We start from the raw sequence: 24,157 nt of genomic DNA on the forward strand, positions 1-24,157 counted from the left end.
TTTTCGGGTTCAGATGTTCGTCATCGCAAGCGAGGCATCGGAGTAACGTTGGCCGGCCACCTGTCCGGCCGGGATGACCTCTTCAAGCGTCGCGAGTTCCGCCGGGCTCAGCACGATATCGGCGGCAGCGGCGTTCTGTTCGAGATGATGAAGCTTGCGGGCGCCCGGTATCGGCACGATGTCGTCGCCCTGGTTCAACACCCAGGCGAGCGCCAGCTGTGCTGCCGTCACGCCCTTCTCGGCGGCCAGCCGCTCGAGCGTTGCGACGAGGGCGGCATTGGCGTCGAAATTTTCCGCCTGGAAACGCGGCACCTGCCGGCGGAAATCGTCGGCAGCGAGATCGTCCACTTTGCGGATCGCTCCTGTCAGGAAGCCGCGGCCGAGCGGGCTGTAAGGCACGAAGCCGATGCCGAGTTCGCGGCAGGTGGCAAGCACCTCTTCTTCGGGGTCGCGCGTCCAGAGCGAATATTCACTCTGCAGGGCTGCGATCGGATGGACCGCATGGGCGCGACGAATGGTGGCGCTGCCGGCTTCCGAAAGCCCGAGGGCGCGGACTTTCCCCTCCTTCACCAGCTCCGCCATGACGCCGACCGTCTCTTCGATCGGCACGTTGGGATCGACCCGGTGCTGGTAGAGGAGGTCGATGGTCTCGATGCCGAGGCGTTTCAGCGAGGCTTCGGCCACCGCGCGCACATGCTCGGGGCGGCTGTCGACGCCGGTGATGGCGGCAGTACCCGGCTTGCTGGCATCGATGTTGAAGCCGAATTTGGTGGCGATCACCACGCGGTCGCGGAACGGCTTCAGCGCTTTGCCGAGAAGAACTTCATTGGTAAAGGGACCATAGACTTCGGCGGTGTCGAAGAAGGTCACGCCGAGATCGATGGCGCGATGCATTGTCTTGATCGATTCCGCATCGTCGCTGGCGCCATAGGCAAAGCTCATGCCCATGCAGCCAAGGCCGACGGCCGAGACGGTCAGATCGTTTCCGAGTTTCCGGATTTTCATGATGTGCTCCTTTGAGCTGATTTTGAGCCGCCAGACCATGATGCCGAAAAGTGTGAGCGGTTTTCGGACGACATCATGCTCTAACTATTTAATTCAGAACAGGATTCAGATTTTAGGCCGCCCGGCCTGAAATCATTCTGTTCTGACTGGTTGCGGTACGGGCAGACCATATCGCTGCCGCATCAATCAGAAAATACATGCAGTTTCTAACAGGTTGTTCTATCATTTCGATCAATGAACAGAACACAGCTCTCGCAACTCGCCGTTCTCGCCGCCGTTTCGGAGCATCGCAGCTTCCGGGCCGCGGCGAAGGAACTCCTCGTCGCGCCCTCGGCGATCAGCCATGCGATATCGAGCCTCGAGGAAAGCCTGGGGGTGCGGCTTCTGGCGCGCACCACCCGCAGCGTCGCGCCTACGGAAGAGGGCCGGCTGCTGCTTGAAAGACTTCGTCCCGCGCTCGATGAGATCGACATTGCCTTGGAGGCCGTCCGAGATACGCGCGCCAAACCGGCTGGAAATCTGCGTATCACCGCGCCGCGCTTCGCCTCCGATCTGCTGCTCGCTCCGCGGCTCGGCGACTTTCTCAACCTCTATCCCGATATCACCCTGGAGATTGCCAATGAGGATGGCTTCACCGATATCGTCAAGGAGGGCTTCGATGCCGGCATCCGGCTGGAGGAGAGCCTGGAGGCTGATATGATCGCGGTCAGGGTCTCGCCCGATCTGACGACGGTGATCGCCGCTTCGCCCGAATATTTCGAGCACCATCCGAAGCCGGAGCATCCGCGCGAGCTCGTCCGTCATCGCTGCATCAAGCGGCGCTTCACCAACGGCTCGATCTATCGCTGGGAATTCGAAAAGGATGGGCAGGAACTCGTCGTTTCGGTCGATGGGCCGCTTGTTGTCAGCGAGGATCGGCTGGCCCTGCTTGCGGCGCTGAACGGCGCCGGCCTCGCCTATCTCTTCGACATGCGGGTCAATGCCGAACTGGCGAGCGGCAAGCTTGTGCGGGTGCTGGAGGATTGGTGCGCGCCCTATGCCGGGCCTTTTCTCTATTATCCCACCCGGCGGCAGATGCGCCCGGCGCTGCGCGCCTTCATCGATTTCTTCAGATACAGTGGGCAGGATACGGGCGGCCGGTAAGGATTACAGCGCCGCGCGTCCTTTCAGACGCGCAAAGGACGCTGTAGCACTTTAAATCTGCGCATCGTGCTTTCCGAAAATCGATACCGACTTTTCGGGCCGATGCGCTGGAACCGGGCCGCCCGTTCTTATTAGGGCGCCGTTTCCATCAGGCAGCCTTTGCCTTCTGGTTTGCCGCCGTGGTGGCGAGCTGGGAGAGGGTCTTGTCGGTGGCCGTTTCCTGTTGCAGCGTCTGGTCGAGCAGGCCGACGACCTCCTTGAGACCGAGCGTCGCGGCCCAGGTCTTCAGGGTGCCGTAACGGGCGATTTCGTAATGCTCGACGGCCTGGGCAGCCGAAATCAGGCCGGCATCGAGGGCCGCCGTGCCCTTGAATTCCTCCATGATGTCCTCGCCCTCGGCGATGATGCCCTGGATCGCCTCGCAGGTCTTGCCCTGGGCGCGTTTATCGATCAGTTCGAAAACCTGCTGCAGGCGCTCGACCTGGCCTTCGGTTTCCTCACGGTGTTTTTCGAAGCCCTTCTTCAGTTCGGAGGATTGGGCGGCCCGCGCCATCTTCGGCAGGGCGCGCAATATCTGCCGTTCGGCAAAGTAGATGTCCTTCAGCGTGTCATAGAAGAGATCTTCCAGCGTCTTTTCCTTGGCCATTTTCTCGATCCTTGTTCTGGGGAAAACCGCGAACGCGGCGACACATTAAGAAGAGAAGATCGCGTTAATTGTTCCCGATCGATTTCGGGTGGACTGGAAATCGGTGCCGGGCGATGATTCCTGCCGTCGATGAGGGAGGGTAAAGTCATGCGAAAGCCGAATTCGATGAAGGGTCTGGAGGATCTTGGCCGTGTGCGGCTGTCGCAAAACTTCTTCCTCCGCGATTTCCTGCATTCCGAAATCGCCGATTTCTACCGCATTCCCAATATCCCCGAAGATCCCGATCTGGCGATCGAGGCGGGCAAGAGGCTCTGCGAGGAATTGCTGGAGCCGCTGGAGGCAACGTTCGGGCGCCTGCATATCCGATCCGGCTATCGTTCGCCCGCGGTCAACAGGTTCGGCAACGAGAACAATCTGAACTGTTCGACCAATGCGTCTACATCAGCGCATCACATCTGGGATATGAGGGACTTCGACGGCTGCATGGGTGCTGCCGTCTGCATTGCCGTGCCGTGGATGGTCGACCATTACCACGATGAAAGCGACTGGCAGCGGCTCGCCTGGTGGATTCACGACCACCTGCCTTATGCCTCGCTCTGCTTCTTTCCCAAGCTCTGGGCCTTCAATATCCAGTGGCACGAACGGCCGAAGCGGGTGATCCAGAGTTATGTCAGCCCGCGCGGCATCCTGACTAAACCCGGCATGGCCAATTGGGCAGGCGATCATTCCGAGTGGTATGCTGGTTTTCCATTGTTTTCAGCGCCGCGCGTCTTCTCAGACGCGCAAAGGACGCTGTAACACTTTAAATGCTGCATAATTTAATCCTTAAATCGATTTCCGATTTAAGAAATTATGCAGTGAACCTGATGCGATAGCGGATATGGCCGTCGCTCTCGACATAGCTGTCGTAGAGCGCACGCGCGGTTCTGTTCTGCTCGCTGGTATGCCAGTAGAGCCGCGACCAGCCCTTGGCTTTGCAGGTCGAAACGAGATCGTCCATCAGTGCCCGCCCGACGCCCTTGCCGCGCGCATCGGCATCGACGAACAGGTCTTCGAGATAGCAATCCCTGCCACGGATCCACGTGCCCTCATGCGTGAGATAGAGTGCAAAACCCATGATCCTGCCATCGACCTCGGCGACGCACATCGCAATCGCCGACGCCGGATCGAAGACACGGCGCCATGTCTGATCGGTGATATCGGCATCGACCGTGACTTCGTAAAAGGCGAGGTAGGCGGCCCAAAGCTCGCGCCAGCGGGCTTCATCCTCGGGGCGGGCATCGCGTATCGTCACGGTCATGGCATCTCTTTCTTCAGGCGCCGGCTTCGTCGAGTAGCGCCATCGCGTCATCGGAAAGCGCAAGTGTCGCCGATTTCGCCAGGCTTTCAAGCTGCGAAAGGCTGGTTGCACTGGCAATCGGCGCCGTCACGCCCTTCTTGCGCAGCAGCCAGGCGAGTGAAATTTCCGCGGGCGCTGCACCGGTCTCGGCCGAAACCTTGTCGAGGGCGGCCAGAATGCGCAGGCCTTTATCATCGAGATATTTCGAAACCCGGCCCTCGCGTGCGCGGCCTTCCGTGTCGGCCTTGCTGCGGTATTTGCCGGTGAGGAAGCCGGCGGCAAGGCTGAAATAGGTGATGACGCCGATGTCTTCTTCGACGCAGAGATCGGCAAGCGGCCCCTCGAAGCTCGAGCGCTCGTAGAGATTATATTCCGGCTGCAGCACATCGTAACGCGGCAGGCCGGCCCTCTCGGCAGCGTCGAAGGAAGCCTGAAGCAGTGTCTCATCATAGTTCGAGCAGCCGATGGCGCGGATCTTTCCCTGCTGCTTCAGCTTGGCAAAGGCCCCGAGCGTTTCCTCATGCGGCGTATCTTCATCCGGCCAGTGCGAGAGATAGAGGTCGATATAATCCGTCTGCAGCCGGCGCAGCGAATCCTCGACCGCCTTCAGGATATAGGCCTCCTTCAGCGTCTTTCCCTGTCCCATGTCGGAGCCGACTTTGGTGACGATAACGGCCTTGTCGCGGGAGATCTTTGCCTGGCTTAGCCAGCGCCCGATGATCTCTTCGGAATCGCCGCCCTTGTTGCCCGGGACCCAGGAGGAATAGACATCGGCCGTATCGATCGTGTTCAGGCCCGCGTCGAAGAAGGCGTCGAGAATGGCGAAGGATGTTTTCTCGTCGGCCGTCCAGCCGAAGACATTGCCGCCGATGACGATCGGCGCGACCGAAAGACCTGTTTTTCCAAGCCGACGCATTTCCATGACGCTCTCCAGAAGTGTGAAGGAATTGAAATCGCGGATACGGCAGAACGCCGCCCTGACCAACTTAGTGCGATCCGCGCATCCGGGAAACCAAACTTCTGTGATTTCAGGTCGCGCCATTGCGCCGCAGCTAGGGCCTGAATATGGTTCGCGGAAATCAGTTTGGGAGGCTTGGATCATGTTGCGTTTCGGTATCATTTCAACGGCGAAGATCGGCCGCGACAATGTCGTTCCGGCGATCCAGGACGCGGAAAATTGCGTCGTCACGGCGATTGCCAGCCGCGATCTCAAGCGTGCGAAGGAGATGGCCGACCGATTCTCGGTACCGCATGCCTTCGGCTCCTATGAGGAGATGCTGGCCTCCGACCTCATCGATGCCGTCTACATTCCGCTGCCGACCTCGCAGCATATCGAATGGTCGATCAAGGCGGCAGATGCCGGCAAGCACGTGCTCTGCGAAAAGCCGTTGGCGCTGAAGGCAGACGATATCGACGATCTGATCGCCGCCCGCGACCGCAACCGGGTGGTGGTCAGCGAAGCCTATATGATCACCTATTCCCCGGTCTGGCAGAAGGTGCGCTCGCTGATCGACGAGGGCGCCATCGGTTCGCTCCGGCATGTGCAGGGCGCCTTCACCTATTTCAACCGCGACCCCGCCAACATGCGCAACGTCCCCGAGCTTGGCGGCGGCGGCCTTCCCGATATCGGCGTCTATCCCGTCATGGGCACGCGTTTTTCCACCGGCAAGGAGCCGCTCTGGATCCAGGCGATCACCGAGCGCGACGCGGATTTCGGCACGGATATCTATTCGAGCGTCAAGGCCGATTTCGGCGATTTCGAGCTGAGTTTCTATATCTCGACGCAGATGGCCAACCGCCAGGTCATGGTTTTTCACGGCACCGAAGGTTACATCGAGGTCAAGTCGCCGTTCAACGCCAATCGCTGGGGACCTGAGGAGATCGAGCTTGCCGACCGCAGCCACACTCAATCGCGCATCTTCCGCTTCCAGGACAGCCGCCAGTACAAGCGGCAGGTCGAGGCTTTTGCCCGAGCGGTGAAGAACGGCAAGGAAGAGATCGTCACGCTAGAAAATTCGAAGCTGAACCAAAAGGTGATCGATGCGATCTACCGGGCCAGCGAGAAGGACGGCTGGGAAGCAGTCTAGCGCATAACCCCGAAAATCGGAATCGATTTTCGGGGTTATGCGCCACTTCAGAGGATTAGAGCGTCCTTAGCGCGTCCTATTGGACGCGCGGCGCTCTACTCACTCGGCGCGGAAGACGAAGCGCGAATAGCCGAAGAAGCTGAAGATCATCGAGGCGACGCTGGCGATCACCATGGCCGCCAGCGGCTGAAGCGCCGGCAGCGACAGCAGAAGCGCGGAATAGAGCCCGTAATTGACGAGCGCCGCCGTCACTCCGACCGAGCCGTAGCGGAAACCTTCGGCGGCAAGCGAACGGCCGGTACGATCGAAGGTGAAGCTCCGATTGAAAGCCCAGGTCGCCGCCATGGCGAAGGCGATTGCGATGAGCCGCGCCAGAAACGGCCCGAGCGGCGTCAGATGGAGCAGCGCCGACAGGATGCCGGCGTCGACGAGGAAGCCGATGCCGCCGGCAATGGCGAAGCGGATGAGCTTTCTCATGCCGCATCCGCCTTGCCGGGACGCGCGCGCGATACCGGGCCTGCGTCGCTGAGCGGTGCCTTCAACGCGCTCGGCCTTTCCAGGCCCATATAATGGATACGGAGTTGTTCGGCGCGGGCGCGTGCGACGGAGTCCAGGATGACGCCGGCGGTGAACAGCATGAAGGAGATCATCATCAGCGCCGTCGACAGCACCCAGGTCGGCATGCGGCTGACGAGTCCCGTTTCGAAATATTCCGCCAGCACCGGCGCCATGAAGCCGAGGCTCGCCAGCATGAAGGTGGCGCTGATCGCGCTGAAGAAGGCGAAAGGCCGGGTTTCCTTCATCAGCATCGCGAACATCCAGAGGATCTTGGCGCCGTCGCGGAATGTCGAAAGCTTGGAATGCGATCCTTCCGGTCGGCGGCCGTAGTCGAGCTCCAGCTCGCTGACCGGCAGCTTCAGCCGCGAGGCATGCACAGACATCTCGGTTTCGATCTCGAAGCCGCCCGATACCGCCGGGAAGCTCTTGACGAAGCGGCGCGAAAACGCGCGGTAGCCGGAAAAGATATCGGTGAAATCGGGGCCGAAGATCATCCGGTAAAGCAGGTTGAAAAGCCGGTTGCCGAGCGCATGGCCCTGACGGCCGGCATCGGCGTGCACACCGCGCCTGGTGCCAACCACCATGTCGGCGCGCTCGGTCAGCAGCGTGCGCACCAGTTCCTCGGCATCACCAGGCGCGTAGGTGCCGTCGCCGTCGGCGATGATGTAGATGTCGGCGTCGATATCGGCGAACATCCGGCGCACGACATGGCCCTTGCCCTGACGCCGCTCGCGCACGACATGCGCGCCGGCAAGCATTGCCTGCAGCGCGGTGCCGTCGGTGGAATTATTGTCGTAGACATGGATCGCAGCATCGGGCAGCGTCGCCCGAAAACCCTGAACGACAGCGCCGATCGTCGCCGCTTCATTATAGCAGGGAAGCAGAACGGCAATATTCCAATTGTCGGTGCGCGATCGGGCCATGACTCTACTCGTTACACTTGAAAGCCGCGCTCAGCCTAAATCATGCGCCGTTAATAAGACCCTATGACGCAGGCAAAATCAGCGGCTGCCACAAACGGCTTTACACTTTCTTGATCGGCGGCGGCTAAGCTTCGCCATCCGGAAACGAACCGCTAACCACGATGAACGCTGTGCAGCCGATCTCCCAAGCATCATCCGCAATCGACGCCTCTCGGGTCGGGCTACGCGACCTGCTGACGCGTCTCTGGCCTGTTGTCATCGCCTATAGCGTCATCCTTGCCGCCGCCATCCTCATCACCAAGCTTTGCGGTGCCACCGATTACGTCGGCCCCGACAATGACGACGGAATGCGTCTCGTCGAAGTTCGCGATTTTCTGACCGGGCAGGGCTGGTTCGACCTGATGCAATACCGTCTCGGCCTCGACGGCGGCACGCTGATGCACTGGTCACGGCTGATCGATCTGCCGATTGCCTCGCTAATCTGGTTCTTCAGCCTGTTTGTACCGCATGAGACGGCAGAGGCGCTGGCGCTCGGCGTCTGGCCGGTATCGCTCATCCTGCCCGCCATGCTCGCCATGGCGGTTGCCGGTCGGCGCATCGGCGGCGTTGCCGCCATGCACATCAGTCTCGGCTTGACCGGTCTTGCGATCTACACCGGAAACCGTTTCGCGCCGGGCGCCATCGATCATCACAACGCGCAGCTGGCGTTGGTCGCGACGATGATCGCGATGCTGCTGGATCCCGAGCGTCGCGCCTGGAGCTATGTGGTCGCCGGCATCGCGGCAGCCATCGCCATCGCCATCGGCGCCGAGACGACCCCCTTCGTCGCCGCCGTCTGCCTGACCATCGCCCTGCTCTGGGCATGGGAGGGCGAAGATTTTGCTGCCGCCGCCAAGGCCTTCGGGCTGGCGCTGGCGATTGCGATCAGCATTCTCTTCTTCGCAACGGTGCCGCCTCGGCTTTATTCGGTGGTCACCTGCGACAATCTCTCGCTCGGCTACTACAGCCTGGCGGCGATCGGCGGCGGGTTGCTGTTGTTTTCGGCGGTTTTCGCGAGCCGCCTGCGCCGGCCCTTGCGCTTTGCCGCACTCGCCGTCGTCGGCGCCGGTGTTCTCGGTTCGGCGATCGTGATCGCACCGCAGTGCCTGAGCGATCCGCTGGCCGGTCTCGATCCGATGTTGGTCGAACTCTGGCTGAGGAATGTTTCGGAAGCGCAGTCGGTTTTCGTTCTCGGGCGCACTGATCCCTTCTCGATCGGTGGCTTCTATGCGGCCGGCTTGTTCGGCATCGCCGTCTGCATCTTCCGCGTCATCAAGCGTGACCGCGTGCAGATTCACCTGATCCTGCTCTTCCTGCTGATGACGAGCTGGGCAATCGCGCTGGTCCAGGTGCGCGGTTCCACCTTCTCGAATCTGATCTCCATCCTGCCGCTTGCCCTGTTGATTATAGATGTGCGCCGCATTTCCAACGGCGACAGCGAGAATGTCGCAGCCGCCTTCGTCTACATCGTGACCGTGCTCGCAAGCGTTCCGGCTGCCTGGGCCGTCGGTGGCGGGCTTATCTCGTTGCAGATCGAGAATGCTGCGCAGAAGAAGGCGGCGAAGCCGGCAAAGGAAATTTCCTGCACATCGCAAGCGGCGCTGGCGCCGCTCGCCGGGCTGCCGGCCGGACTGATCTCCGCTCCGTCGGAAATGGGCGTGTCGATCCTGCGCTTCACGCAGAACCGGGTTCTCTCCGCGCCCTATCATCGCAATCAGGGCGGCATGCTGACGGAACTGCATATCGGCATGGCGGAGCCGCAGGAGGCGGAAGCCTTCCTGAAGGGGACCGGGGTGACGGTGCTGGCCTTCTGCCCCGGCGACCTGCAGACGCGTGAGATCGCCAAGCTGAAGCCGGACGGGCTCTATGCTGAGCTCGGCAAGGGGAATATTCCGCCCTATCTGAAACCGCTTCCGAAGGCGGCGGACGTGGGCGTGCAGTTCTTTCGCTATCGGCCGGCGACGAACTGACGCCGGCAAATTTCAAGACGGAATAAAGCATGTCGCGCAAAACTATGCAGCGGTTGGGCGATAAAGGCATGCGTTGGAGATGAGGACCTAAAGCGCGAGGAGCGATCAGAAAGATCGCGACGCGCTTTCAGTGTGTGGCACGCGTGGCGCGGCGAAGGCGCTGATTGGCGTAGAGCCCGAGCACGAAGAGCATGAGGCCGCCATTATAGCCGAGCACGGCATAGACGAATGCGACAATAGACACCGGCCCGGGCGAGGTTATCGCCGCCAGCGCGAATGTCATTCCGATCAGCGCCGCGACCAACGCTATCACGCCTGCCGAACGCATCTGCCCGGCGCTGACGCCCAATGCTGCTGCTGTGAGAATAATCATTTCAGCACCTTCCCAGTGATAACGAGGGGAAGCATAGGAAGGGCCAACTAACAAAGATTTACCGGCGGTCCTCGCCGAAAAGCCTTTGTATTGCGGTGGTTAGCAATCCCTTTCTGGTAAAACGCATATTCTAACTATCCGTTCCGCAACAAAACATATTTACTCGATCTTGTTGTTATTCGCCCGGCTGCAACGAGTGCATGTGCAGGATCCCAGGAGATGAGCATGCTTGATGCAATGACGACGAACCCCTCGCGCGACCGATCGCAATGGCCGGGAAAACCGATCCCAATGCCAGTGCCGATCTTTCCGTTTGCCGCCGTTGGACATAGAAAGAGGGGATGAGCAACGTCTTCGACGGCGATTCGCCGACCAACCTTGCCGAATATTCGGTTTCGGAGCTTTCCGGCTCGATCAAGCGCACCGTCGAAACCGCTTTCGACCAGGTTCGCGTGCGCGGCGAAATATCAGGCTATCGCGGGCCGCACTCCTCGGGCCACGCCTATTTCGCGCTGAAGGACGATCGCGCCCGCATCGACGCCGTCATCTGGAAGGGCACCTTCTCGCGGCTGAAGTTCCGTCCGGAAGAGGGCATGGAAGTCATCGCCACCGGAAAGGTCACCACCTTTCCGGGCTCTTCGAAATATCAGATCGTCATCGAGACGCTGGAGCCGGCCGGCGCCGGCGCGCTGATGGCGCTGATCGAGGAGCGCAAACGCAAGCTCGGCGCCGAGGGCTTGTTCGATCCCGCTCGTAAGAAGCGGCTGCCCTTCATGCCTGGCGTGATCGGCGTCGTCACCTCGCCGACCGGCGCCGTGATCCGCGATATTCTTCACCGCATCTCCGATCGTTTTCCCGTGCATGTCCTCGTCTGGCCGGTGAAGGTGCAGGGCGAGGGGTCCGGTGAGGAGGTGGCAAACGCCATCCGCGGCTTTAATGCGCTGGAACCTTCAGGCGCCATCCCGCGCCCGGATGTGTTGATCGTCGCGCGCGGCGGTGGCAGTCTGGAAGATCTCTGGAGCTTCAACGACGAGATCGTCGTGCGTGCTGCGGCCGAAAGCGAAATACCGCTGATCTCGGCCGTCGGGCACGAAACCGACTGGACGCTGATCGACTATGCCGCCGATGTCCGTGCTCCAACGCCGACCGGGGCCGCGGAAATGGCGGTGCCCGTCAAGGCGGAGCTCGAGGCGCAGGCCGCCGCTCTTGCCGCGCGCCTGCAGGGCTGCGTGAACCGGCAGATGGATCAGCGCCTCCAGTCGGTGCGGGCGCTGATGCGGGCATTGCCGTCGCTCGATCAGCTTCTCGCCTTGCCGCGCCGCCGTTTCGACGAGGCGGCAGCCGGCCTCGGCCGCGGGCTGGAGCTGAACACCATCAACAAGCGCCGCGGCTTCGAGCGCGTCGCCGCGCATCTGCGTCCTGATGTGCTGTCCAATCGCATCGCCGAGCGCCGCCAGACGCTGAACGAGCGGATAGTGCGGGCCGAGCGCATGGTCGAGCGGCTGTTCGACCGCTCGAAATCGCGCGTCGACCGCGCCGAGGCAATTCTCTCGTCGCTGCCTGCCCGGCTGAAGACCCAGACCGACCGCGGTCGCGAACGCCTTGGCAATCTTTCGCGCCATGCCGATACGGCAATCCGCCACCAGCTGACCCGGGCGCGCGCCGAGCTTTCTGCGCAGGACCGCGTGCTGCAGTCGCTTTCCTATAAGAATGTGCTGAAGCGCGGCTACGCCGTCATTCGCGATGAAGATAACAGGCCGGTCTCGCAGGCTGCTCAACTCTCCGCCGGCATGGGCATCGCCATCGAATTCGCCGACGGCCGTGTCGGCGCCATGACCACGGAAGGCGGAACGCCGCCGGCCGGCGCCAGGAAGCGCAGCGTAAGACCCGCAGACCCGCCGAAGCAGGGAAGCCTGTTCTGACTATGCGGATCCTGCTGGTGCTTACCCATCCGTTGGAGGACAGTTTCGCCGCCGCCGTGGCAAGGACCGCGCGCGAAGCGCTGGAAGCGGCAGGCCATACCGTCGATCTGCTTGATCTCTATGCCGAGAATTTCGATCCACGCCTTTCGAAGGCCGAGCGCGGCGGCTATTTCGACGTGCCTTATGACACGTCAGCCGTTGCCGATATCGTTGCCCGCCTGAAGGCGGCCGATGGTCTGATCTTCGTCTTTCCGCAATGGTGGTTCAATTTTCCAGCGATCCTGAAGGGTTTCTTCGACCGTGTTTTCGCCCCCGGCGTCGCCTTCAGCCATGATGCGGCCGGCGGCCGTATCGTGCCGCAACTGACCCATATCAGGCTGCTTTATGCGCTGACGACGACAGGCTCGCCCTGGTGGCTGGTGCGTCTCTATATGGGCGATCCGGTGCGCCGGCTCTTGAAGCGCGGCATCGCCGCCTTCTGCTCGAAGAATCTCGTCTTCCGAATGCTCAGCCTGCACGACATGGACCGGGCCACCGATGCAAAGCGCAGGGCGCATCTCGATCGCGTGCGTAAGCTGCTATCGGCAATTCGATAGGCGCTATTCGAAGTCAGCAAGAAACTTGCGCAGCAGCCTGTCGAGTTCCGCCTTGTCGGCGGCGCTCAGATTTTTCGACAGCCGGTGCTGATTGGCGACATGCGCATCGACCGCGGTTTCCACCGTCGCAAGCCCTTTCTCCGTCAGCGCGATGAGCACGCTCCTGCGATCCTCCGGATTGAGGATACGTTCGACGTAGCCCGCCTTCTCCAGCTGGTCGATGCGGTTCGTCATCGTGCCGGAGCTGACCATGGTCATCTCCAGGAGCTCCCCCGGCGAAAGCCGGTGAGGCGCGCCGGCGCGGCGAAGCGTCGCCAGCACGTCGAAGGCGGAGGATGAAAGCCCCTGCTGCGTGAGCACGGCCTCCACCTCGCGGCCGAGATGCGTACTCAGGCGTTTTAGCCGTCCGAGGATGCCCATCGGTTCGACGTCGAGATCCGGCCGCTCCCGTCGCCATTGCGCCAGGATCTTGTCGACATGGTCCAACTTGCGGTCTTCGCTCATGCTCCATCGATATCATTCATTATCTTGACGTCAAGATAAGAAGGTGTAGGATCAGTTTATCTTGAAATAGAGATTCTTGATATGAAGACAAATTCACGCTATATCGCCGATCTTATGGCAACCGCGCTCGCCCCCGCCATCTGGGGAAGCACCTATATCGTCACCACCGCTTTCCTGCCGGCCGGATATCCGCTGACAGTGGCGATGCTGCGCGCCCTGCCGGCCGGTTTGCTGCTTCTCTTCCTGGTCAGAAAGTTGCCTTTCGGCATCTGGTGGGGAAGGACTTTCATTCTCGGCGCGCTTAACTTCTCGTTTTTCTGGCCGATGCTCTTTGTCTCGGCCTACAGGCTGCCAGGTGGCGTTGCCGCAACGGTCGGCGCGGTGCAGCCGCTGATCGTCATCGCTTTGTCGCGGCTTTTTCTCGGCAAGCCGATCCGGCCGCTTGCCGTGCTGGCCGGTCTCGCCGGCATGGCCGGCGTCGGATTGCTGGTGCTGACGCCGAAGGCGGGCCTCGATCCGATAGGTGTCGCTGCCGGTCTCGCCGGCGCCGTTTCGATGGCCTTCGGCACGGTGCTGACGCGACGCTGGGCGCCGCCGGTCTCAAACCTCACCTTCACCGCTTGGCAATTGACGGCGGGCGGCATGCTGCTGGTGCCTTTCGCCCTTTTCCTCGAACCGACGCCGCCGATCCCGACCGCTGCAAACATCGCCGGCATCGCCTATCTCGGGCTGATCGGCGCAGCCTTGACCTATCTGCTCTGGTTTCGCGGCTTGTCACGCATCGAGCCCTCGGCGGTCGCCTCGCTCGGCTTTCTGAGCCCGCTGGTCGCGACAATGCTCGGCTGGCTGGCGCTCGGCCAGACCCTGACGCCGGCGCAGATCGGCGGTTTCGCCATGGTGCTTGCCAGTGTCTGGTTCAGTCAGCACATAATGAAGCCGGTCAGGCCCATTCGCCCTGCCGCATCACCGGAACCCGTGAACCATCCGGCTTGAGGCCGTCGATATCGATCTTGTCGGAGCCGATCATCCAGTCGATATGGATCAGGCTGGAATTGCCGCCCTGAACCTTGATCTGCTCCTGGCTCAGTGTCGCGCCATCGAGGAAGCACTTGGAATAGCACTGGCCGAGCGCGATGTGGCACGAGGCGTTTTCGTCGAACAGCGTGTTGTAGAACAGGATGCCGCTGGCCGAGATCGGTGAGGAATGCGGCACCAGCGCCACTTCGCCGAGCCGGCGCGCGCCCTCGTCGGTATCGAGCACCTTGTTCAAGACCTCTTCGCCGCGCGAGGCCTTGGCCTCGACAATGCGCCCGCCCTGGAAGCGCACCTGGATATTGTCGATCAGCGTTCCCTGGTGCGAAAGCGGTTTGGTGCTCGACACATGGCCTTCGACGCGCAGCGCATGCGGCGTGGTGAACACTTCCTCGGTCGGGATGTTCGGATTGCAGGTGATGCCGTTCTTGGCGGTGGACGCGCCGCCATGCCATTCGTGCCCGTCGGCAAGGCCGATCGTCAGGTCGGTGCCCGGTCCCTTGAAATGCAGCGAGGCGAAGCGCTCGCCGTTCAGCCAGGCGCTACGCTTCGCAAGATTACCATTGTGTTCGGCCCAGGCGGCGACAGGATCGCTGACATCGACGCGCGAGGCGGCAAAGATCGCCTTGGCAAGCTTGGCAATGGCGATCGGTTCCGGATCGTCGGGGAAAACCACCTTGGCCCAGGACGGGTTCGGATAGGAGACGATGTTCCAGTTGATGTCGAAATTCGAGATCTTCTCCAGCGCCGGCTTGTAGGCGGTGGAGTTGGCGCGATTGGCGCGGCCGACTTTGCCGGCATCCTGCTCGGACAGCAGCATCGGATTGTCGCCGGCAACCGCAAGACGGGCCGCCCCGTTGGCATAGGCCTTGGCCATGCCCTCGTAGAGCCAGCCGGAGGCGCGGTCGAAGCTCTCGTCGCTGCCATACCGATAGCGCGCCAGCGTCGTTTCCTCATCGGAATAGAAGGCGGAGACCAGTCCGGCGCCGGCCAGATAGGCATGTTTGGTGATCAGGCGGACGAGCGGTAGCGCCACGACAGGTGCGGTGATCACCAGGTCCTGACCTCTTTGCAACTGAAGCCCGACCTTGACGGCGACTTCCGCAAGCTTTTCCAGCTTGACGGGATCAACGGTGTTCTGGCTCTGGGGCATGAAAGTCATGGTTCAACCTGCCTTCTGTCATCGACTGTGTGAGGCTGGAAGACTTAGACCCGTTTGCGGCGAAAATGAAGCGCGCCGCTGCCGAATTGCAGCGGCCGGATTATGTCTGGCCGGTTGCTGCGCTTTAAGCTGCGGCAGGCAACTTGAGCAGGATCGAATTATGCTTCTCGAGGAATTCGGTCAACCGTTGCGAATAATCTGCGCCAACGGCGGCCTTGACGCTTGCCCGCTCGGAGAGAGCCTTGCGCCAGCATGTCACCCGCTCTAGCCCTTCGAAGATGTCATTGTCGCCGAGCGTGTCGAAGAGATCGAAATACCGAAAGACCGGCGCGAAGACGGCGTCGACGAGGCTGAAATCGTTGCCGGCGAAATAGGGGCCGTCCGTCAACACCCTCTCGACAGTTGCGAATTTGGAGATGAGCGCCGTGCGCTTGGCCTCCAACTGCGCGGCATCCTGCGCCGTCTCGTAACCCCAGAGATCAGAGAGCACGGAGGAACCGAATTCCATCCAGCCGCGATGGCGGGCACGTGTCAGCGGGTCTTTCGGATGCAGCGCCACACCTGGCTGTGTTTCCTCCAGATATTCGCAGATGACGCTGCTTTCGAACAGGACAGCCTCGCTGCCATCCTCCTCCTCGATCCGCAGCAGCGGCACCTTGCCGAGCGGCGAGATCTTCAGGAACCAGTCGGGCTTGTTGGCAAGATCGATATTGATGCGCTCGAAGGGCACACCCTTTTCAAGAAGCGCGATCGCGGCGCGTTGCACATAGGGGCAGAGATGATGGCTGACGAGGGTAAGGTTGCTCATGGCGGTTTCCTTGGTAATGAGGATAGATGTAAATGCATCTAATATCGCTTGCGGCGGAATTCAAGATAGATGTAACTGCATTTATGTCCGAAAAATCGTCAAATCCGAGCGAAGCGGTCACTTCTGCCTGGACGAGCATCATGCGCGCCCGCGAACGGTTGCTCGCTGCCATCGAAGCCGACCTGAAAACGGCCGGCATGCCGCCGCTTGCCTGGTATGACGTGCTGTGGGAATTGGCGCGCTCGCAAGACGGCAAGCTGCGCCCCTACGAGATCGAGGAGCGGACATTGCTGGCCCAGTATAATCTTTCTCGCCTGCTCGACCGGCTGGAAAAAGAGGGCCTGGTCCGGCGCGAGGTCTTCGCCAAGGATGGACGCGGCCGCTGGGTGGTGATGACGGATGCCGGCCGAAAGCTTCGCGAGCGCATGTGGATTGTCTATGCCAGATCGATCGAGACCCATATCGGCTGCAAGCTTGCTGAAAACGAGGCGAAGGCGATCGCCGGCCTGCTCGACCGCTTCCTCTGATCAGGCAATCAGTGGCGCGGCGACAGCCTTCAGCACCTTCAATGCATCCCTCGGATCGAGCCGCACCTGCAGGCCGCGCTGCCCGCCATTGATATAGACGAGCGGCTCGCCAAGCGCGGCCTCCTCGATCGCCGTCGGCACGGTCTTCTTCTGGCCGAAAGGACTGATGCCGCCGACATGATAACCCGTCAGCCGCTCAGCATCGGCAGGCTTCATCATGCTGGCCGATTTGCCGTGAAAGGCGCTCGCCAGCTTCTTCATGCTGACCTCGCGGTCCGACGGTACGACGACGCAGACCGGTTTGCCGTCCACCTCCGCCATCAGCGTCTTCAGCAATCGATGCGGCGCCTCGCCGAGCGCTTCTGCCGCCTGCAGCCCGACACGCTCGGCATTGGGGTCGTAGTCATAGGTATGGATCGTGAATGCGATGCCCGCCTGCGAAAGAACCTGTGTCGCGCGCGTGGTCTTGGACATCTCTTTCCCTCGTGAGTTCATCCGGTCGCCTGTCAGCCGCCGAATGCACCGGCGTAAATCTCCGGCTTGAAGCCGATCAGCAATTTCCCCTTCGCCTCCAGCACCGGCCGCTTGATCATCGACGGCTGGTCGAGCATCAGGGCGATCGCTTTCTCCCGGGTCAGGTTCTCGCGCTCCGCGTCGGGCAATTTGCGGAAGGTGGTGCCGGCGCGGTTGAGCACGGTGTCGAGGCCGGCCTGGTCGATCCAGGCTTCGAGATGGGTGCGGTCGATGCCCAGCGCCTTGTAATCATGAAACTCATAGGCGACGCGGTGTTCTTCCAGCCAGCTGCGCGCCTTCTTCATCGTGTCGCAATTCTTGATGCCATAGATGGTGACGGCCATGCCCGATCGATCTCCCTGTGATGGCGCGAGATAACATGCACGAGGGCCGGCGCAAACGCCGTGCGACGTTTTATCCCCCGAGCGCGTCGACGATCGAGGCAGACAAAGCCGGCCTGTGGCTCAATTCTCCAGCGTGCCGGCCTTGCGCGAAGCCTTGCTGGGTTCGTCGCAGGCGATCTTCATCAGGTCGCCGCGCCGTCGCACCAGCCGGTCGGATGTTCGGGTCAGGATCAGCCCGTCCTGCGGCGCGCTAAGCTCGATGCTGCCGCCCGGCTGCCCTGGCCGGGTGATGATCGTCACTAGGCGGTCGCCTTCCGCAATCCTCTCGCCGATATTGCGATGAAAGAGCACGGCTCCACCTTCCGGAGCGCGGATGATCTCGACATTGTCGAGCGGCACGGCCGGACCGGAAAATGCCGTTGCCGCCGGCTTTTCGTCGGCGACGATCCCCCGTGCCGCGAGGAAACGCCAGAGCCCGTCGGCGTCCTTTTTCACCAATACCGGATCGACGTCGCGTTTGCCGCGCAGCTCGACGGTGACGGAAAGTCTGCCGGGCAGCTCGAATAGGCGTTCGCCGGGAATTTCATATTTCCATGCAAAGCCGACGGCCTCCTCGAAGGCCGAGCTTTCGCCATCCGAAAGCAGCACGGCTTCCATGTCGAGTGCAGCGGCAAGATCGGCCGCCTCCGGCCAGAAGGCCTCGTCGATATAGGCATATTGCAGCGATTCATCGTCGCAATGCAGGTCGAGCACGAGATCGGCCCCGAGCGCCAAATGCAGCAACTGTCGCTTCAATCTGTCGGTAGCCGGATAATCGTCGAGGTCTTCGATCAGCGTCGGGCGATCGGCCAGGGAGATCCGCGGAAAGTCCCGGTTGAAATTGGTGCGCGAGCCCAGGTCGAAACGGCCCTGCAATTCGCCGAAATGCGATTGCGCCGCACCGATCGGATTGGCCTGCGGCACGATGGTGATATTGCCGGCGATCCCGCCTTGGCTTTCCGCCTGCCGCAGCCTCTCGCAGAGGAAATGCAACAGCACCGTTCCCGGCAGCTCGCCGGCATGCAGTGCCGCCTGGATATAGGTCTTCGGCGCCTTCGGATCGCCGCCCGTAAAGCGCAGCACCGGCAGCCGCCACTCCGCTCCCGGCGTATCGCCCGGGATGATGATCTCTGAAACGTCCATGCTGATTTCGCTCCCCGTTTGCACCAATGCCGGAACAGGCTTTCGGAGCTTTATGCGCGGAAATCAGGCAAGCGCAAGCCGAGATCCGCGGACTCTTTGCCCTTAGCCCAGCAGTGGCCAGCGATCGATAATCCGATGTTCGGTTTTTCCGAGAACACTGTGGATGAGCAGGAATTCGGACGCCGTCCATGAAACGGGTGTGTCGAGGGTCGTCGGCGGCACGGCCTTGCGGTCGTAGAGCAGCGTCATATGCGGCGTGAAATCCCGGCTGATATTGTGCCGTAATCCGGCATTGTGCATGCCGATGCCCAGTTGGACATGCACTCGGTGAGCGGTTTGCGTCCGCCCTCGCCGCAAAGCACAAGCGCTCGCGCCTGCGGGAATCGCATGATCCGGTCAAAGGTCACTGCGATCGGCGCACTTTCGACCGTGGCGCCGGCCTGCCGTGCCGCGAAGACCACATCCTCCGGCAGCTTCGGATAGTCTCCGACCCCGATGATCGACACATGCAATGTCGTCAGGCGCGGCCTGCCGGAAAGGGAGAAGGCTCGACGATAGTCATCGGCGATTGCGGCCGCCTGCTGCTCGATGGCATCAGGAGGACAGAGCGCAAAGAAAAGCCGGTGTCCGCTGGCGTAGCTTTCGTTCCGCTGTCCGCGATCATTTTTGTCGTCTCCGAAGTCGAGGGGCATTTGGTTCATGGAATTTCAGGTCGTCATGACCCGCCTCGTCGTTTCCAAAACGCGCCGAAGGATACTCCGAAAGAAGGCGATATTAAGAACAAAAAGAGAACATAATTTCCTGATAGGCTCGGCGTCAGACTCATCCGAGCCGTCGCGGCAAAAGGGGCTGACTTGGAGGTTCGGGCAACAGTGCAGGGGTGCATCGCGATCTTTCCTGAAAGCCCGGCGCGCGCAAGAAACGGGTTGAAACCGACGCCATCCCATACGATTTTGAGGGTCATCGAAAACGCGGAGGCTGTGTCATGGCTGAGACAACGCACCACTATCTCATCTTCGAAACCGCGGGCGGCTTCTGCGGCATCGCCTGGAGCGACGCCGGCATTGCCCGCTTCCAACTGCCGACCAAATCGGCAGAGGCGACTGAACGGCTGCTGCTGCGCCGCCTGCCGGATGCCGAACCCGGCGCGCCGACGCCTGCCGTGCTGGAAACGGTCGCTGCGGTGAAGCGCTACTTCCAGGGCGAGGAGACGGATTTTTCCGGCGTCGAACTCGATCTTGCCGGGCAGGATGCCTTCTTCCAGGATATTTATGCGGCGGCAAGGCGTGTCGGCTGGGGCCGCACCACCACTTACGGCGCGCTGGCCAAGGAGCTCGGCGTCGGGCCGGAAACCGCCCGCGACGTCGGCCAGGCGATGGCGAAGAACCCTGTCGCTTTGATCATCCCGTGCCACCGGGTGCTCGCGGCCGGCGGCAAGATCGGCGGCTTTTCCGCGCCCGGCGGTTCGTCATCGAAGGCCCGGATGCTGGAGCTCGAAGGCGTCAACCTCGCCCCACCGCCGCCTGCCCAGCAGTCGCTGGGGTTTTAGGCGGCGGAGGCTTTTTCGTTTTCCGCAATTCCCGGCAAAATTGCTTCGCGCTTTGCCTGGCAAAACCGCACTTTTGCTGGAATTGCTTTGATAGAGTCTCAGGCACTCAATACGGGCTGGCCGTAGGCCGGATGATGATCTCGCTGACATCGACGTCGTCAGGCTGGCTGACGGCGTAGAGGATCGAATTGGCGATGGCCTCGGGGCTGATGGTGATCGCCCTGAAAGCCTTCATGGCGTCCCGCGCCGTCGGATCGGTGATCGTCTCGGCCAGTTCCGATGTCGTCGTGCCGGGCGAGATGACGGTGACGCGGATACGATCGGTCTCCTGCCGCAATCCGTCCGAGATTGCACGCACCGCGAATTTTGTCGCGCAATAGACGGCGGCCGTCGGCGAGACGCTGTGGCCGCCGATCGAAGACAGGTTGATGATCTGACCTGATCCCTGCGCCTTCATGATCGGAAGTGCGGCCGCGATGCCGTAGAGAACGCCCTTGATATTGACGTCGACCATCCGGTCCCATTCCTCGACCTTGAGGGCTTCCAGCGGCGACAGCGGCATGACGCCGGCATTGTTGACGATGACGTCGAGCCGGCCGAATTCGGACCTGGCAAAGCCTGCAAAGGCTTCCACGTCCGCACGGTCGGTGACGTCAAGCTTCTGCAGGCGCACCGACCCGCCCTTTTCCGCGATGTCGTCGGCAAGTTCCGCCAGGCGCTCGGTGCGGCGGGCGCCGATCACGATATGGGCGCCTGCGGCAGCCAGCACCTTTGCCGCCGCCTCTCCAATGCCGCTGCTGGCTCCGGTGATGGCAATGACTTTTCCTTCGATATCAGGCATTTCAAGCTCCATGTGTACGCCGCTCGTCTGGCGAGGCGGCTGAGGTTTCTTGGTATTCAGCTCGGGAAATCGGCGCTGAGCGTCGTCTCCGCCCAGGCGTCGAAGTTTGTGCGCAGCGCGTCCAGCCGTTCGCGGGCGATCTTCAGGGCGGGTGCGCCGAGCAGCAGGCGCAGCGGCGGTTCGTCCGCTTCGAACGCCGATATGATCGCGGTTGCCGCGCGCGCGGGATCGCCCGGCTGATTGCCGGAGATCGCGCGGGAGGCTTGGCGGCGCTTGCCTGATGTTTCGGCATAGTCGTCGATGATCGTGCTGGCTTCGACCATAGACCGACCGGCCCAATCCGTGCGGAAGGCGCCGGGTTCGAGGATCGTCACATCGATGCCGAGCGGCCTGACCTCATGCGAAAGCGATTCCGACAAGCCTTCGACCGCAAATTTTGTGGCGTGGTAGTAGCCGGTTGCGGCAAAAGCGACGAGCCCACCGAGCGAGGAGACGTTGAAGATATGCCCCCGTCGGCGTCGGCGCATGCCCGGCAGGGCCTGCTTGGTGACAGCGATCAATCCGAAGACGTTGGTCTCGAACTGGGCGCGTATCTCGGCGTCGTCGCCCTCTTCGATGGCCGAAAGGTAGCCGTAGCCGGCATTGTTGACCAAGACATCGATCGCACCGAAATGCGCTTCGGCGTCATGAACAGCACCGGCAATGGAGCGGCTGTCGGTCACATCGAGTGCAAGGGCAAGCGCGCGGTTTCCGTGCGCTGCCGTGAGATCTGCCAGTGTCTCGGGTCTGCGCGCCGTCACGGCGGCGCGCCAGCCACGGGCCAGAACGGCTTTGGCGAGTGCCCGGCCGAGGCCGGACGATGCGCCGGTGATGAACCAGATGGGGGTTGGGGGAGACATGATCGTCATCCTTTCCGGCCGGCAAATGCGGCCTTCTCCTGTGTGATGTTGCCTGTCGAGCGGCACGTCATCTGCGCCGAAGCACCATGCCGCCGTGATGGAGGGTATTGCCGTCGACGAAATCGCCGTCGGCCGTGAAGCCCGTGTCATCCCAATATTCGATGTGGCTTCCGGTGACGTCGTAGCGTCCTCGATAGGCGCTTTCCCGGTTGCCGCGGGCTTCGTCGTAACGGCCATTGGGCAGAAGCTCATGGCGGACGCGGCCATCATCCGTAACCCACATGCCGACATAGAGATGTTGCTGCATTGTGTTCTCGCTTGTTTGTTGCTGCCGAGTTTCTCGGTCGTTCACGGCATCGGCAGCGGACGAACTGGTGGCTACACTAGCCAGGGTGACCGCCGTGAAAAACTGCAGGACGGGGCTTTTGAAAATCCTTCGCATTGCCTTGCCTTTCGAAGCCTTCGTTGACCTCGACTGAAAGATAATACGGAGAGCCCGAGTGATTAAGTTGCCAATCCAGGATGCCTTGGTTAGAAACGCTAACCAATGGTCGACGATCTTGAAGGCATTTCAGTTTTTCTTGCGGTGGCCGAAGCGCGGAACTTCCGGCTTGCCGGCGAGCGGCTTGGCGTCACCCGCTCCGCCGTCAGCCAGGCCCTGCAGCGCCTGGAGGATCGGATCGGCGTCGCCCTGGTCCAGCGCACGACGCGCAGCGTCAGCCTGACCGAAGCCGGCGAAGTGTTCTTCGACGCGGTTCGTCCATCGCTCCGCCAGGTCAAGGATGCGATGCAGACGGTGCGGGAAATGCAGGCGCGCCCGAGCGGCCTGCTGAGGATCACCGTTTCCTCGATCGCCGAGAACTTCCTCTCCGGCACCTTGCTGGCCGGCTTCATGGAAGCCTGCCCTGATATCAAACTCGATATCACCATCACCGATGACGAATTCGATATCGTCGAGGCCGGCTTCGACGCGGGCGTCCGGCTGGGCGAAGTGATCGAACAGGACATGATCGCCATATCAGTCTCCGAAGAGCAGCGACAATGCGCCGCCGCATCCCGCAGCTATCTCGAGCGCCGCGGCCAACCCCGCCATCCCCGCGAGTTGCAGAACCACGCCTGCATCGGATGGCGGCCGCGCCCGGATACGGCGCCTTATCGCTGGGAGTTCACCGAAAACGACCGCGACTTCGACGTCGCGGTTGATCCCACTGTTACGACCAACGACATGGGAATGATGATCCGCATGGCCTGCGCCGGAGCAGGCATCACCTTCGGCATGGTGGAAACCTTCCAGGCCTATATCGAACGAGGCGAACTCGTGCCGCTGCTGGAGGATTTCTGTCCACCTTTCCCGGGCTTCTATCTCTACTATCCCAAGCGCCAGAGGCAGCCGCTGAAGCTGCGCGCATTGGTCGATTATGTGCGCAGGTCCGACCGGCGGTAGACATCGTCGTTACCTCCGGCGAATGTCAACGAATTGGTTTCAGGCTTCCCGGACTGCCTCATAACCCGCGGCTTGAGCCGCTTTCATAAATTTGCGGTCGAAGGTAACGAACTCTTCGCAATGGACCGATTTGGTAAGGTGTAAGGCATCGGCAAAATCCATTCCGTTCTCGGCGAGATCGAAAGCAGCAGCAACGATTGCCGAATCTTCAATCGTCACCGTGGACAGGCCGCCGAAAGCGCGAAGCGCACGAACAACGTCTGGTCGACCGTACCCATAGGCGCTGCGCAGCACCCATTCTGCTTCCAGCACCACCGTAACGGCAACAAAAACCGGCTGCCCATCGACGATCTCGCGGGCACGGGAAGATTGTTCGGGATGATCGCCGGTCAGATACCGGACGATAAGATTGGTATCAATCGCGATCATGACGGCGGCGAGCTTCGGCCAATACGCCGGCTTCCATGTCTTCCAGAGTTTTGGGCTCACCGCTGAAGGGAAGCATGCCGAACACATCGTCCGGCCGGGTCTGAGAAAAGGTAGGAGCCTGCCTCAGAAGCACGCCCTCTGCAGTTTCTTCAACGATCAGCCGAGTACCAGCCTCCCATTCCCGCCGCTGACGGATCGTTTTTGGGAGGATGACCTGCCCTTTGGTCGAGACGGTCGTAATGAGATTTTCAGAGTGAGCCATCAGCTTGAGCCCTGCAGGTAAGACAAAGGTAAGATAACCCTGTCGACCTTTGCATACAAG

General features: G+C 61.4%; 27 protein-coding genes and 2 pseudogenes. 10 read left to right on the forward strand and 19 right to left on the reverse strand.

Annotation, left to right across the window (positions count from 1 at the left end; all coding sequences use genetic code 11):
* Window positions 1-9 precede the first annotated feature (9 nt).
* Window positions 10-1,005: an aldo/keto reductase gene (locus tag N1937_RS23340; protein WP_260057083.1), complete on the reverse strand. Its 996-nt coding sequence runs from the start codon at window positions 1,003-1,005 to the stop codon at window positions 10-12.
* Window positions 1,006-1,239: 234 nt separating this feature from the next.
* Between N1937_RS23340 and N1937_RS23345 the strand changes: the two genes are divergently transcribed.
* Complete coding sequence (locus N1937_RS23345) at window positions 1,240-2,148, forward strand: LysR family transcriptional regulator (RefSeq protein ID WP_260057084.1); 909 nt, start codon at window positions 1,240-1,242, stop codon at window positions 2,146-2,148.
* A gap of 148 nt (window positions 2,149-2,296) precedes the next feature.
* Here the strand turns inward: N1937_RS23345 and N1937_RS23350 are convergent, their stop codons facing one another.
* Window positions 2,297-2,794, reverse strand: a complete 498-nt coding sequence (locus N1937_RS23350) for a YciE/YciF ferroxidase family protein (RefSeq protein WP_017966593.1) — start codon at window positions 2,792-2,794, stop codon at window positions 2,297-2,299.
* A gap of 113 nt (window positions 2,795-2,907) precedes the next feature.
* Here N1937_RS23350 and N1937_RS23355 point away from each other — a divergent pair.
* Window positions 2,908-3,600, forward strand: a pseudogene (locus N1937_RS23355) (hypothetical protein).
* A 44-nt stretch (window positions 3,601-3,644) separates the two neighbouring features.
* On the opposite strand, the gene N1937_RS23360 reads toward N1937_RS23355, so the two are convergent.
* A complete protein-coding gene (locus tag N1937_RS23360; protein ID WP_260057086.1) occupies window positions 3,645-4,094 on the reverse strand; it encodes a GNAT family N-acetyltransferase in 450 nt (149 codons plus the stop codon).
* A gap of 13 nt (window positions 4,095-4,107) precedes the next feature.
* The gene (locus tag N1937_RS23365; RefSeq protein ID WP_260057087.1) at window positions 4,108-5,055 is read right to left on the reverse strand and encodes an aldo/keto reductase; all 948 of its coding nucleotides are present in this window, start codon (window positions 5,053-5,055) and stop codon (window positions 4,108-4,110) included.
* 178 nt (window positions 5,056-5,233) lie between these two features.
* Between N1937_RS23365 and N1937_RS23370 the strand changes: the two genes are divergently transcribed.
* Window positions 5,234-6,220: a Gfo/Idh/MocA family protein gene (locus N1937_RS23370; RefSeq protein ID WP_260057088.1), complete on the forward strand. Its 987-nt coding sequence runs from the start codon at window positions 5,234-5,236 to the stop codon at window positions 6,218-6,220.
* Between the two features lie 99 nt (window positions 6,221-6,319).
* On the opposite strand, the gene N1937_RS23375 is transcribed toward N1937_RS23370, so the two are convergent.
* Complete coding sequence (locus tag N1937_RS23375) at window positions 6,320-6,697, reverse strand: GtrA family protein (protein WP_017966598.1); 378 nt, start codon at window positions 6,695-6,697, stop codon at window positions 6,320-6,322.
* Window positions 6,694-7,701: a glycosyltransferase gene (locus N1937_RS23380; protein ID WP_260057089.1), complete on the reverse strand. Its 1,008-nt coding sequence runs from the start codon at window positions 7,699-7,701 to the stop codon at window positions 6,694-6,696. Before N1937_RS23380 ends, N1937_RS23375 begins: the two co-directional genes overlap by 4 nt.
* A gap of 161 nt (window positions 7,702-7,862) precedes the next feature.
* Between N1937_RS23380 and N1937_RS23385 the strand changes: the two genes are divergently transcribed.
* Window positions 7,863-9,710, forward strand: coding sequence for a hypothetical protein (locus N1937_RS23385; RefSeq protein ID WP_260057090.1), 1,848 nt, complete (start codon window positions 7,863-7,865; stop codon window positions 9,708-9,710).
* A 127-nt stretch (window positions 9,711-9,837) separates the two neighbouring features.
* On the opposite strand, the gene N1937_RS23390 is transcribed toward N1937_RS23385, so the two are convergent.
* Complete coding sequence (locus N1937_RS23390; protein ID WP_017966601.1) at window positions 9,838-10,083, reverse strand: hypothetical protein; 246 nt, start codon at window positions 10,081-10,083, stop codon at window positions 9,838-9,840.
* A gap of 341 nt (window positions 10,084-10,424) precedes the next feature.
* Here N1937_RS23390 and xseA point away from each other — a divergent pair, with 341 nt between their 5' ends.
* Window positions 10,425-12,005: an exodeoxyribonuclease VII large subunit gene (gene xseA / locus N1937_RS23395; RefSeq protein WP_170260319.1), complete on the forward strand. Its 1,581-nt coding sequence runs from the start codon at window positions 10,425-10,427 to the stop codon at window positions 12,003-12,005.
* Window positions 12,006-12,007: 2 nt separating this feature from the next.
* The gene (locus N1937_RS23400) at window positions 12,008-12,601 is read left to right on the forward strand and encodes an NAD(P)H-dependent oxidoreductase (RefSeq protein ID WP_260057091.1); all 594 of its coding nucleotides are present in this window, start codon (window positions 12,008-12,010) and stop codon (window positions 12,599-12,601) included.
* Between the two features lie 3 nt (window positions 12,602-12,604).
* On the opposite strand, the gene N1937_RS23405 is transcribed toward N1937_RS23400, so the two are convergent.
* Entirely contained in the window at window positions 12,605-13,105 is a 501-nt protein-coding gene (locus N1937_RS23405) for a MarR family winged helix-turn-helix transcriptional regulator (RefSeq protein WP_162115504.1), read from the reverse strand.
* 81 nt (window positions 13,106-13,186) lie between these two features.
* On the opposite strand from N1937_RS23405, the gene N1937_RS23410 reads away from it, so the two are divergent.
* On the forward strand, window positions 13,187-14,098 hold the full coding sequence (locus tag N1937_RS23410; RefSeq protein WP_260057092.1) for an EamA family transporter: 912 nt from the start codon (window positions 13,187-13,189) through the stop codon (window positions 14,096-14,098).
* Here the strand turns inward: N1937_RS23410 and N1937_RS23415 are convergent.
* Window positions 14,046-15,299: an aminopeptidase gene (locus N1937_RS23415; protein ID WP_260057093.1), complete on the reverse strand. Its 1,254-nt coding sequence runs from the start codon at window positions 15,297-15,299 to the stop codon at window positions 14,046-14,048. The two genes, N1937_RS23410 and N1937_RS23415, sit on opposite strands and share 53 nt — an antisense overlap.
* 124 nt (window positions 15,300-15,423) lie before the next feature.
* Window positions 15,424-16,107 carry a glutathione S-transferase family protein gene (locus N1937_RS23420; RefSeq protein WP_260057094.1) on the reverse strand — a complete coding sequence of 228 codons (684 nt, stop codon included), beginning with the start codon at window positions 16,105-16,107 and terminating at the stop codon, window positions 15,424-15,426.
* A gap of 83 nt (window positions 16,108-16,190) precedes the next feature.
* Between N1937_RS23420 and N1937_RS23425 the strand changes: the two genes are divergently transcribed.
* A complete protein-coding gene (locus N1937_RS23425) occupies window positions 16,191-16,634 on the forward strand; it encodes a MarR family winged helix-turn-helix transcriptional regulator (RefSeq protein ID WP_260057095.1) in 444 nt (147 codons plus the stop codon).
* Here N1937_RS23425 and ybaK read toward each other — a convergent pair whose 3' ends face one another.
* From ybaK to N1937_RS23450, 4 genes and pseudogenes are all read right to left on the reverse strand, one after another.
* Complete coding sequence (gene ybaK, locus N1937_RS23430) at window positions 16,635-17,108, reverse strand: Cys-tRNA(Pro) deacylase (RefSeq protein ID WP_260057096.1); 474 nt, start codon at window positions 17,106-17,108, stop codon at window positions 16,635-16,637.
* Window positions 17,109-17,140: 32 nt separating this feature from the next.
* A complete protein-coding gene (locus N1937_RS23435) occupies window positions 17,141-17,491 on the reverse strand; it encodes an ArsC family reductase (protein WP_222385577.1) in 351 nt (116 codons plus the stop codon).
* 120 nt (window positions 17,492-17,611) lie between these two features.
* The gene (locus N1937_RS23440; RefSeq protein WP_260057097.1) at window positions 17,612-18,673 is read right to left on the reverse strand and encodes a succinylglutamate desuccinylase/aspartoacylase domain-containing protein; all 1,062 of its coding nucleotides are present in this window, start codon (window positions 18,671-18,673) and stop codon (window positions 17,612-17,614) included.
* Window positions 18,674-18,775: 102 nt separating this feature from the next.
* Window positions 18,776-19,374: pseudogene (locus N1937_RS23450) on the reverse strand (2'-5' RNA ligase family protein).
* Between the two features lie 284 nt (window positions 19,375-19,658).
* Here N1937_RS23450 and N1937_RS23455 point away from each other — a divergent pair.
* Window positions 19,659-20,222 carry a methylated-DNA--[protein]-cysteine S-methyltransferase gene (locus N1937_RS23455; RefSeq protein ID WP_260057100.1) on the forward strand — a complete coding sequence of 188 codons (564 nt, stop codon included), beginning with the start codon at window positions 19,659-19,661 and terminating at the stop codon, window positions 20,220-20,222.
* A 106-nt stretch (window positions 20,223-20,328) separates the two neighbouring features.
* On the opposite strand, the gene N1937_RS23460 is transcribed toward N1937_RS23455, so the two are convergent.
* The 3 genes from N1937_RS23460 to N1937_RS23470 are packed head-to-tail and all read right to left on the reverse strand — an operon-like array spanning window position 20,329 to window position 22,404.
* Complete coding sequence (locus tag N1937_RS23460; RefSeq protein WP_260057101.1) at window positions 20,329-21,063, reverse strand: SDR family oxidoreductase; 735 nt, start codon at window positions 21,061-21,063, stop codon at window positions 20,329-20,331.
* Between the two features lie 56 nt (window positions 21,064-21,119).
* Entirely contained in the window at window positions 21,120-21,971 is an 852-nt protein-coding gene (locus tag N1937_RS23465; protein ID WP_260057102.1) for an oxidoreductase, read from the reverse strand.
* Between the two features lie 58 nt (window positions 21,972-22,029).
* Entirely contained in the window at window positions 22,030-22,404 is a 375-nt protein-coding gene (locus tag N1937_RS23470) for an Atu4866 domain-containing protein (RefSeq protein ID WP_260057103.1), read from the reverse strand.
* 105 nt (window positions 22,405-22,509) lie between these two features.
* Between N1937_RS23470 and N1937_RS23475 the strand changes: the two genes are divergently transcribed.
* Entirely contained in the window at window positions 22,510-23,406 is an 897-nt protein-coding gene (locus N1937_RS23475) for a LysR family transcriptional regulator (RefSeq protein WP_260057104.1), read from the forward strand.
* Window positions 23,407-23,445: 39 nt separating this feature from the next.
* Here N1937_RS23475 and N1937_RS23480 read toward each other — a convergent pair whose 3' ends face one another.
* Both N1937_RS23480 and N1937_RS23485 read right to left on the reverse strand, forming a co-directional pair.
* Complete coding sequence (locus N1937_RS23480) at window positions 23,446-23,835, reverse strand: type II toxin-antitoxin system VapC family toxin (RefSeq protein ID WP_162115490.1); 390 nt, start codon at window positions 23,833-23,835, stop codon at window positions 23,446-23,448.
* Window positions 23,822-24,097 carry an AbrB/MazE/SpoVT family DNA-binding domain-containing protein gene (locus N1937_RS23485; protein WP_017966619.1) on the reverse strand — a complete coding sequence of 92 codons (276 nt, stop codon included), beginning with the start codon at window positions 24,095-24,097 and terminating at the stop codon, window positions 23,822-23,824. Before N1937_RS23485 ends, N1937_RS23480 begins: the two co-directional genes overlap by 14 nt.
* Window positions 24,098-24,157: the final 60 nt, after the last annotated feature.

It is taken from the genome of Rhizobium sp. WSM4643 (assembly GCF_025152745.1).
Classification (GTDB): Bacteria; Pseudomonadota; Alphaproteobacteria; order Rhizobiales; family Rhizobiaceae; genus Rhizobium; species Rhizobium leguminosarum_I.

What these genes read in the sequence shown, in the direction of transcription:
- N1937_RS23460 (WP_260057101.1), bottom strand. Translation starts at nt 21,063, where the DNA reads ATGCCTGATATCGAAGGAAAAGTCATTGCCATCACCGGAGCCAGCAGC.
- N1937_RS23385 (WP_260057090.1), top strand. Translation starts at nt 7,863, where the DNA reads ATGAACGCTGTGCAGCCGATCTCCCAAGCATCATCCGCAATCGACGCC.
- N1937_RS23455 (WP_260057100.1), top strand. Translation starts at nt 19,659, where the DNA reads ATGGCTGAGACAACGCACCACTATCTCATCTTCGAAACCGCGGGCGGC.
- N1937_RS23340 (WP_260057083.1), bottom strand. Translation starts at nt 1,005, where the DNA reads ATGAAAATCCGGAAACTCGGAAACGATCTGACCGTCTCGGCCGTCGGC.
- N1937_RS23425 (WP_260057095.1), top strand. Translation starts at nt 16,191, where the DNA reads ATGTCCGAAAAATCGTCAAATCCGAGCGAAGCGGTCACTTCTGCCTGG.
- N1937_RS23360 (WP_260057086.1), bottom strand. Translation starts at nt 4,094, where the DNA reads ATGACCGTGACGATACGCGATGCCCGCCCCGAGGATGAAGCCCGCTGG.
- N1937_RS23480 (WP_162115490.1), bottom strand. Translation starts at nt 23,835, where the DNA reads ATGATCGCGATTGATACCAATCTTATCGTCCGGTATCTGACCGGCGAT.
- N1937_RS23370 (WP_260057088.1), top strand. Translation starts at nt 5,234, where the DNA reads ATGTTGCGTTTCGGTATCATTTCAACGGCGAAGATCGGCCGCGACAAT.
- N1937_RS23405 (WP_162115504.1), bottom strand. Translation starts at nt 13,105, where the DNA reads ATGAGCGAAGACCGCAAGTTGGACCATGTCGACAAGATCCTGGCGCAA.
- N1937_RS23365 (WP_260057087.1), bottom strand. Translation starts at nt 5,055, where the DNA reads ATGGAAATGCGTCGGCTTGGAAAAACAGGTCTTTCGGTCGCGCCGATC.
- N1937_RS23435 (WP_222385577.1), bottom strand. Translation starts at nt 17,491, where the DNA reads ATGGCCGTCACCATCTATGGCATCAAGAATTGCGACACGATGAAGAAG.
- N1937_RS23470 (WP_260057103.1), bottom strand. Translation starts at nt 22,404, where the DNA reads ATGCGAAGGATTTTCAAAAGCCCCGTCCTGCAGTTTTTCACGGCGGTC.
- N1937_RS23440 (WP_260057097.1), bottom strand. Translation starts at nt 18,673, where the DNA reads ATGGACGTTTCAGAGATCATCATCCCGGGCGATACGCCGGGAGCGGAG.
- N1937_RS23380 (WP_260057089.1), bottom strand. Translation starts at nt 7,701, where the DNA reads ATGGCCCGATCGCGCACCGACAATTGGAATATTGCCGTTCTGCTTCCC.
- N1937_RS23345 (WP_260057084.1), top strand. Translation starts at nt 1,240, where the DNA reads ATGAACAGAACACAGCTCTCGCAACTCGCCGTTCTCGCCGCCGTTTCG.
- N1937_RS23410 (WP_260057092.1), top strand. Translation starts at nt 13,187, where the DNA reads ATGAAGACAAATTCACGCTATATCGCCGATCTTATGGCAACCGCGCTC.
- N1937_RS23390 (WP_017966601.1), bottom strand. Translation starts at nt 10,083, where the DNA reads ATGATTATTCTCACAGCAGCAGCATTGGGCGTCAGCGCCGGGCAGATG.
- N1937_RS23400 (WP_260057091.1), top strand. Translation starts at nt 12,008, where the DNA reads ATGCGGATCCTGCTGGTGCTTACCCATCCGTTGGAGGACAGTTTCGCC.
- N1937_RS23465 (WP_260057102.1), bottom strand. Translation starts at nt 21,971, where the DNA reads ATGACGATCATGTCTCCCCCAACCCCCATCTGGTTCATCACCGGCGCA.
- ybaK (WP_260057096.1), bottom strand. Translation starts at nt 17,108, where the DNA reads ATGTCCAAGACCACGCGCGCGACACAGGTTCTTTCGCAGGCGGGCATC.
- xseA (WP_170260319.1), top strand. Translation starts at nt 10,425, where the DNA reads ATGAGCAACGTCTTCGACGGCGATTCGCCGACCAACCTTGCCGAATAT.
- N1937_RS23485 (WP_017966619.1), bottom strand. Translation starts at nt 24,097, where the DNA reads ATGGCTCACTCTGAAAATCTCATTACGACCGTCTCGACCAAAGGGCAG.
- N1937_RS23420 (WP_260057094.1), bottom strand. Translation starts at nt 16,107, where the DNA reads ATGAGCAACCTTACCCTCGTCAGCCATCATCTCTGCCCCTATGTGCAA.
- N1937_RS23415 (WP_260057093.1), bottom strand. Translation starts at nt 15,299, where the DNA reads ATGACTTTCATGCCCCAGAGCCAGAACACCGTTGATCCCGTCAAGCTG.
- N1937_RS23375 (WP_017966598.1), bottom strand. Translation starts at nt 6,697, where the DNA reads ATGAGAAAGCTCATCCGCTTCGCCATTGCCGGCGGCATCGGCTTCCTC.
- N1937_RS23475 (WP_260057104.1), top strand. Translation starts at nt 22,510, where the DNA reads ATGGTCGACGATCTTGAAGGCATTTCAGTTTTTCTTGCGGTGGCCGAA.
- N1937_RS23350 (WP_017966593.1), bottom strand. Translation starts at nt 2,794, where the DNA reads ATGGCCAAGGAAAAGACGCTGGAAGATCTCTTCTATGACACGCTGAAG.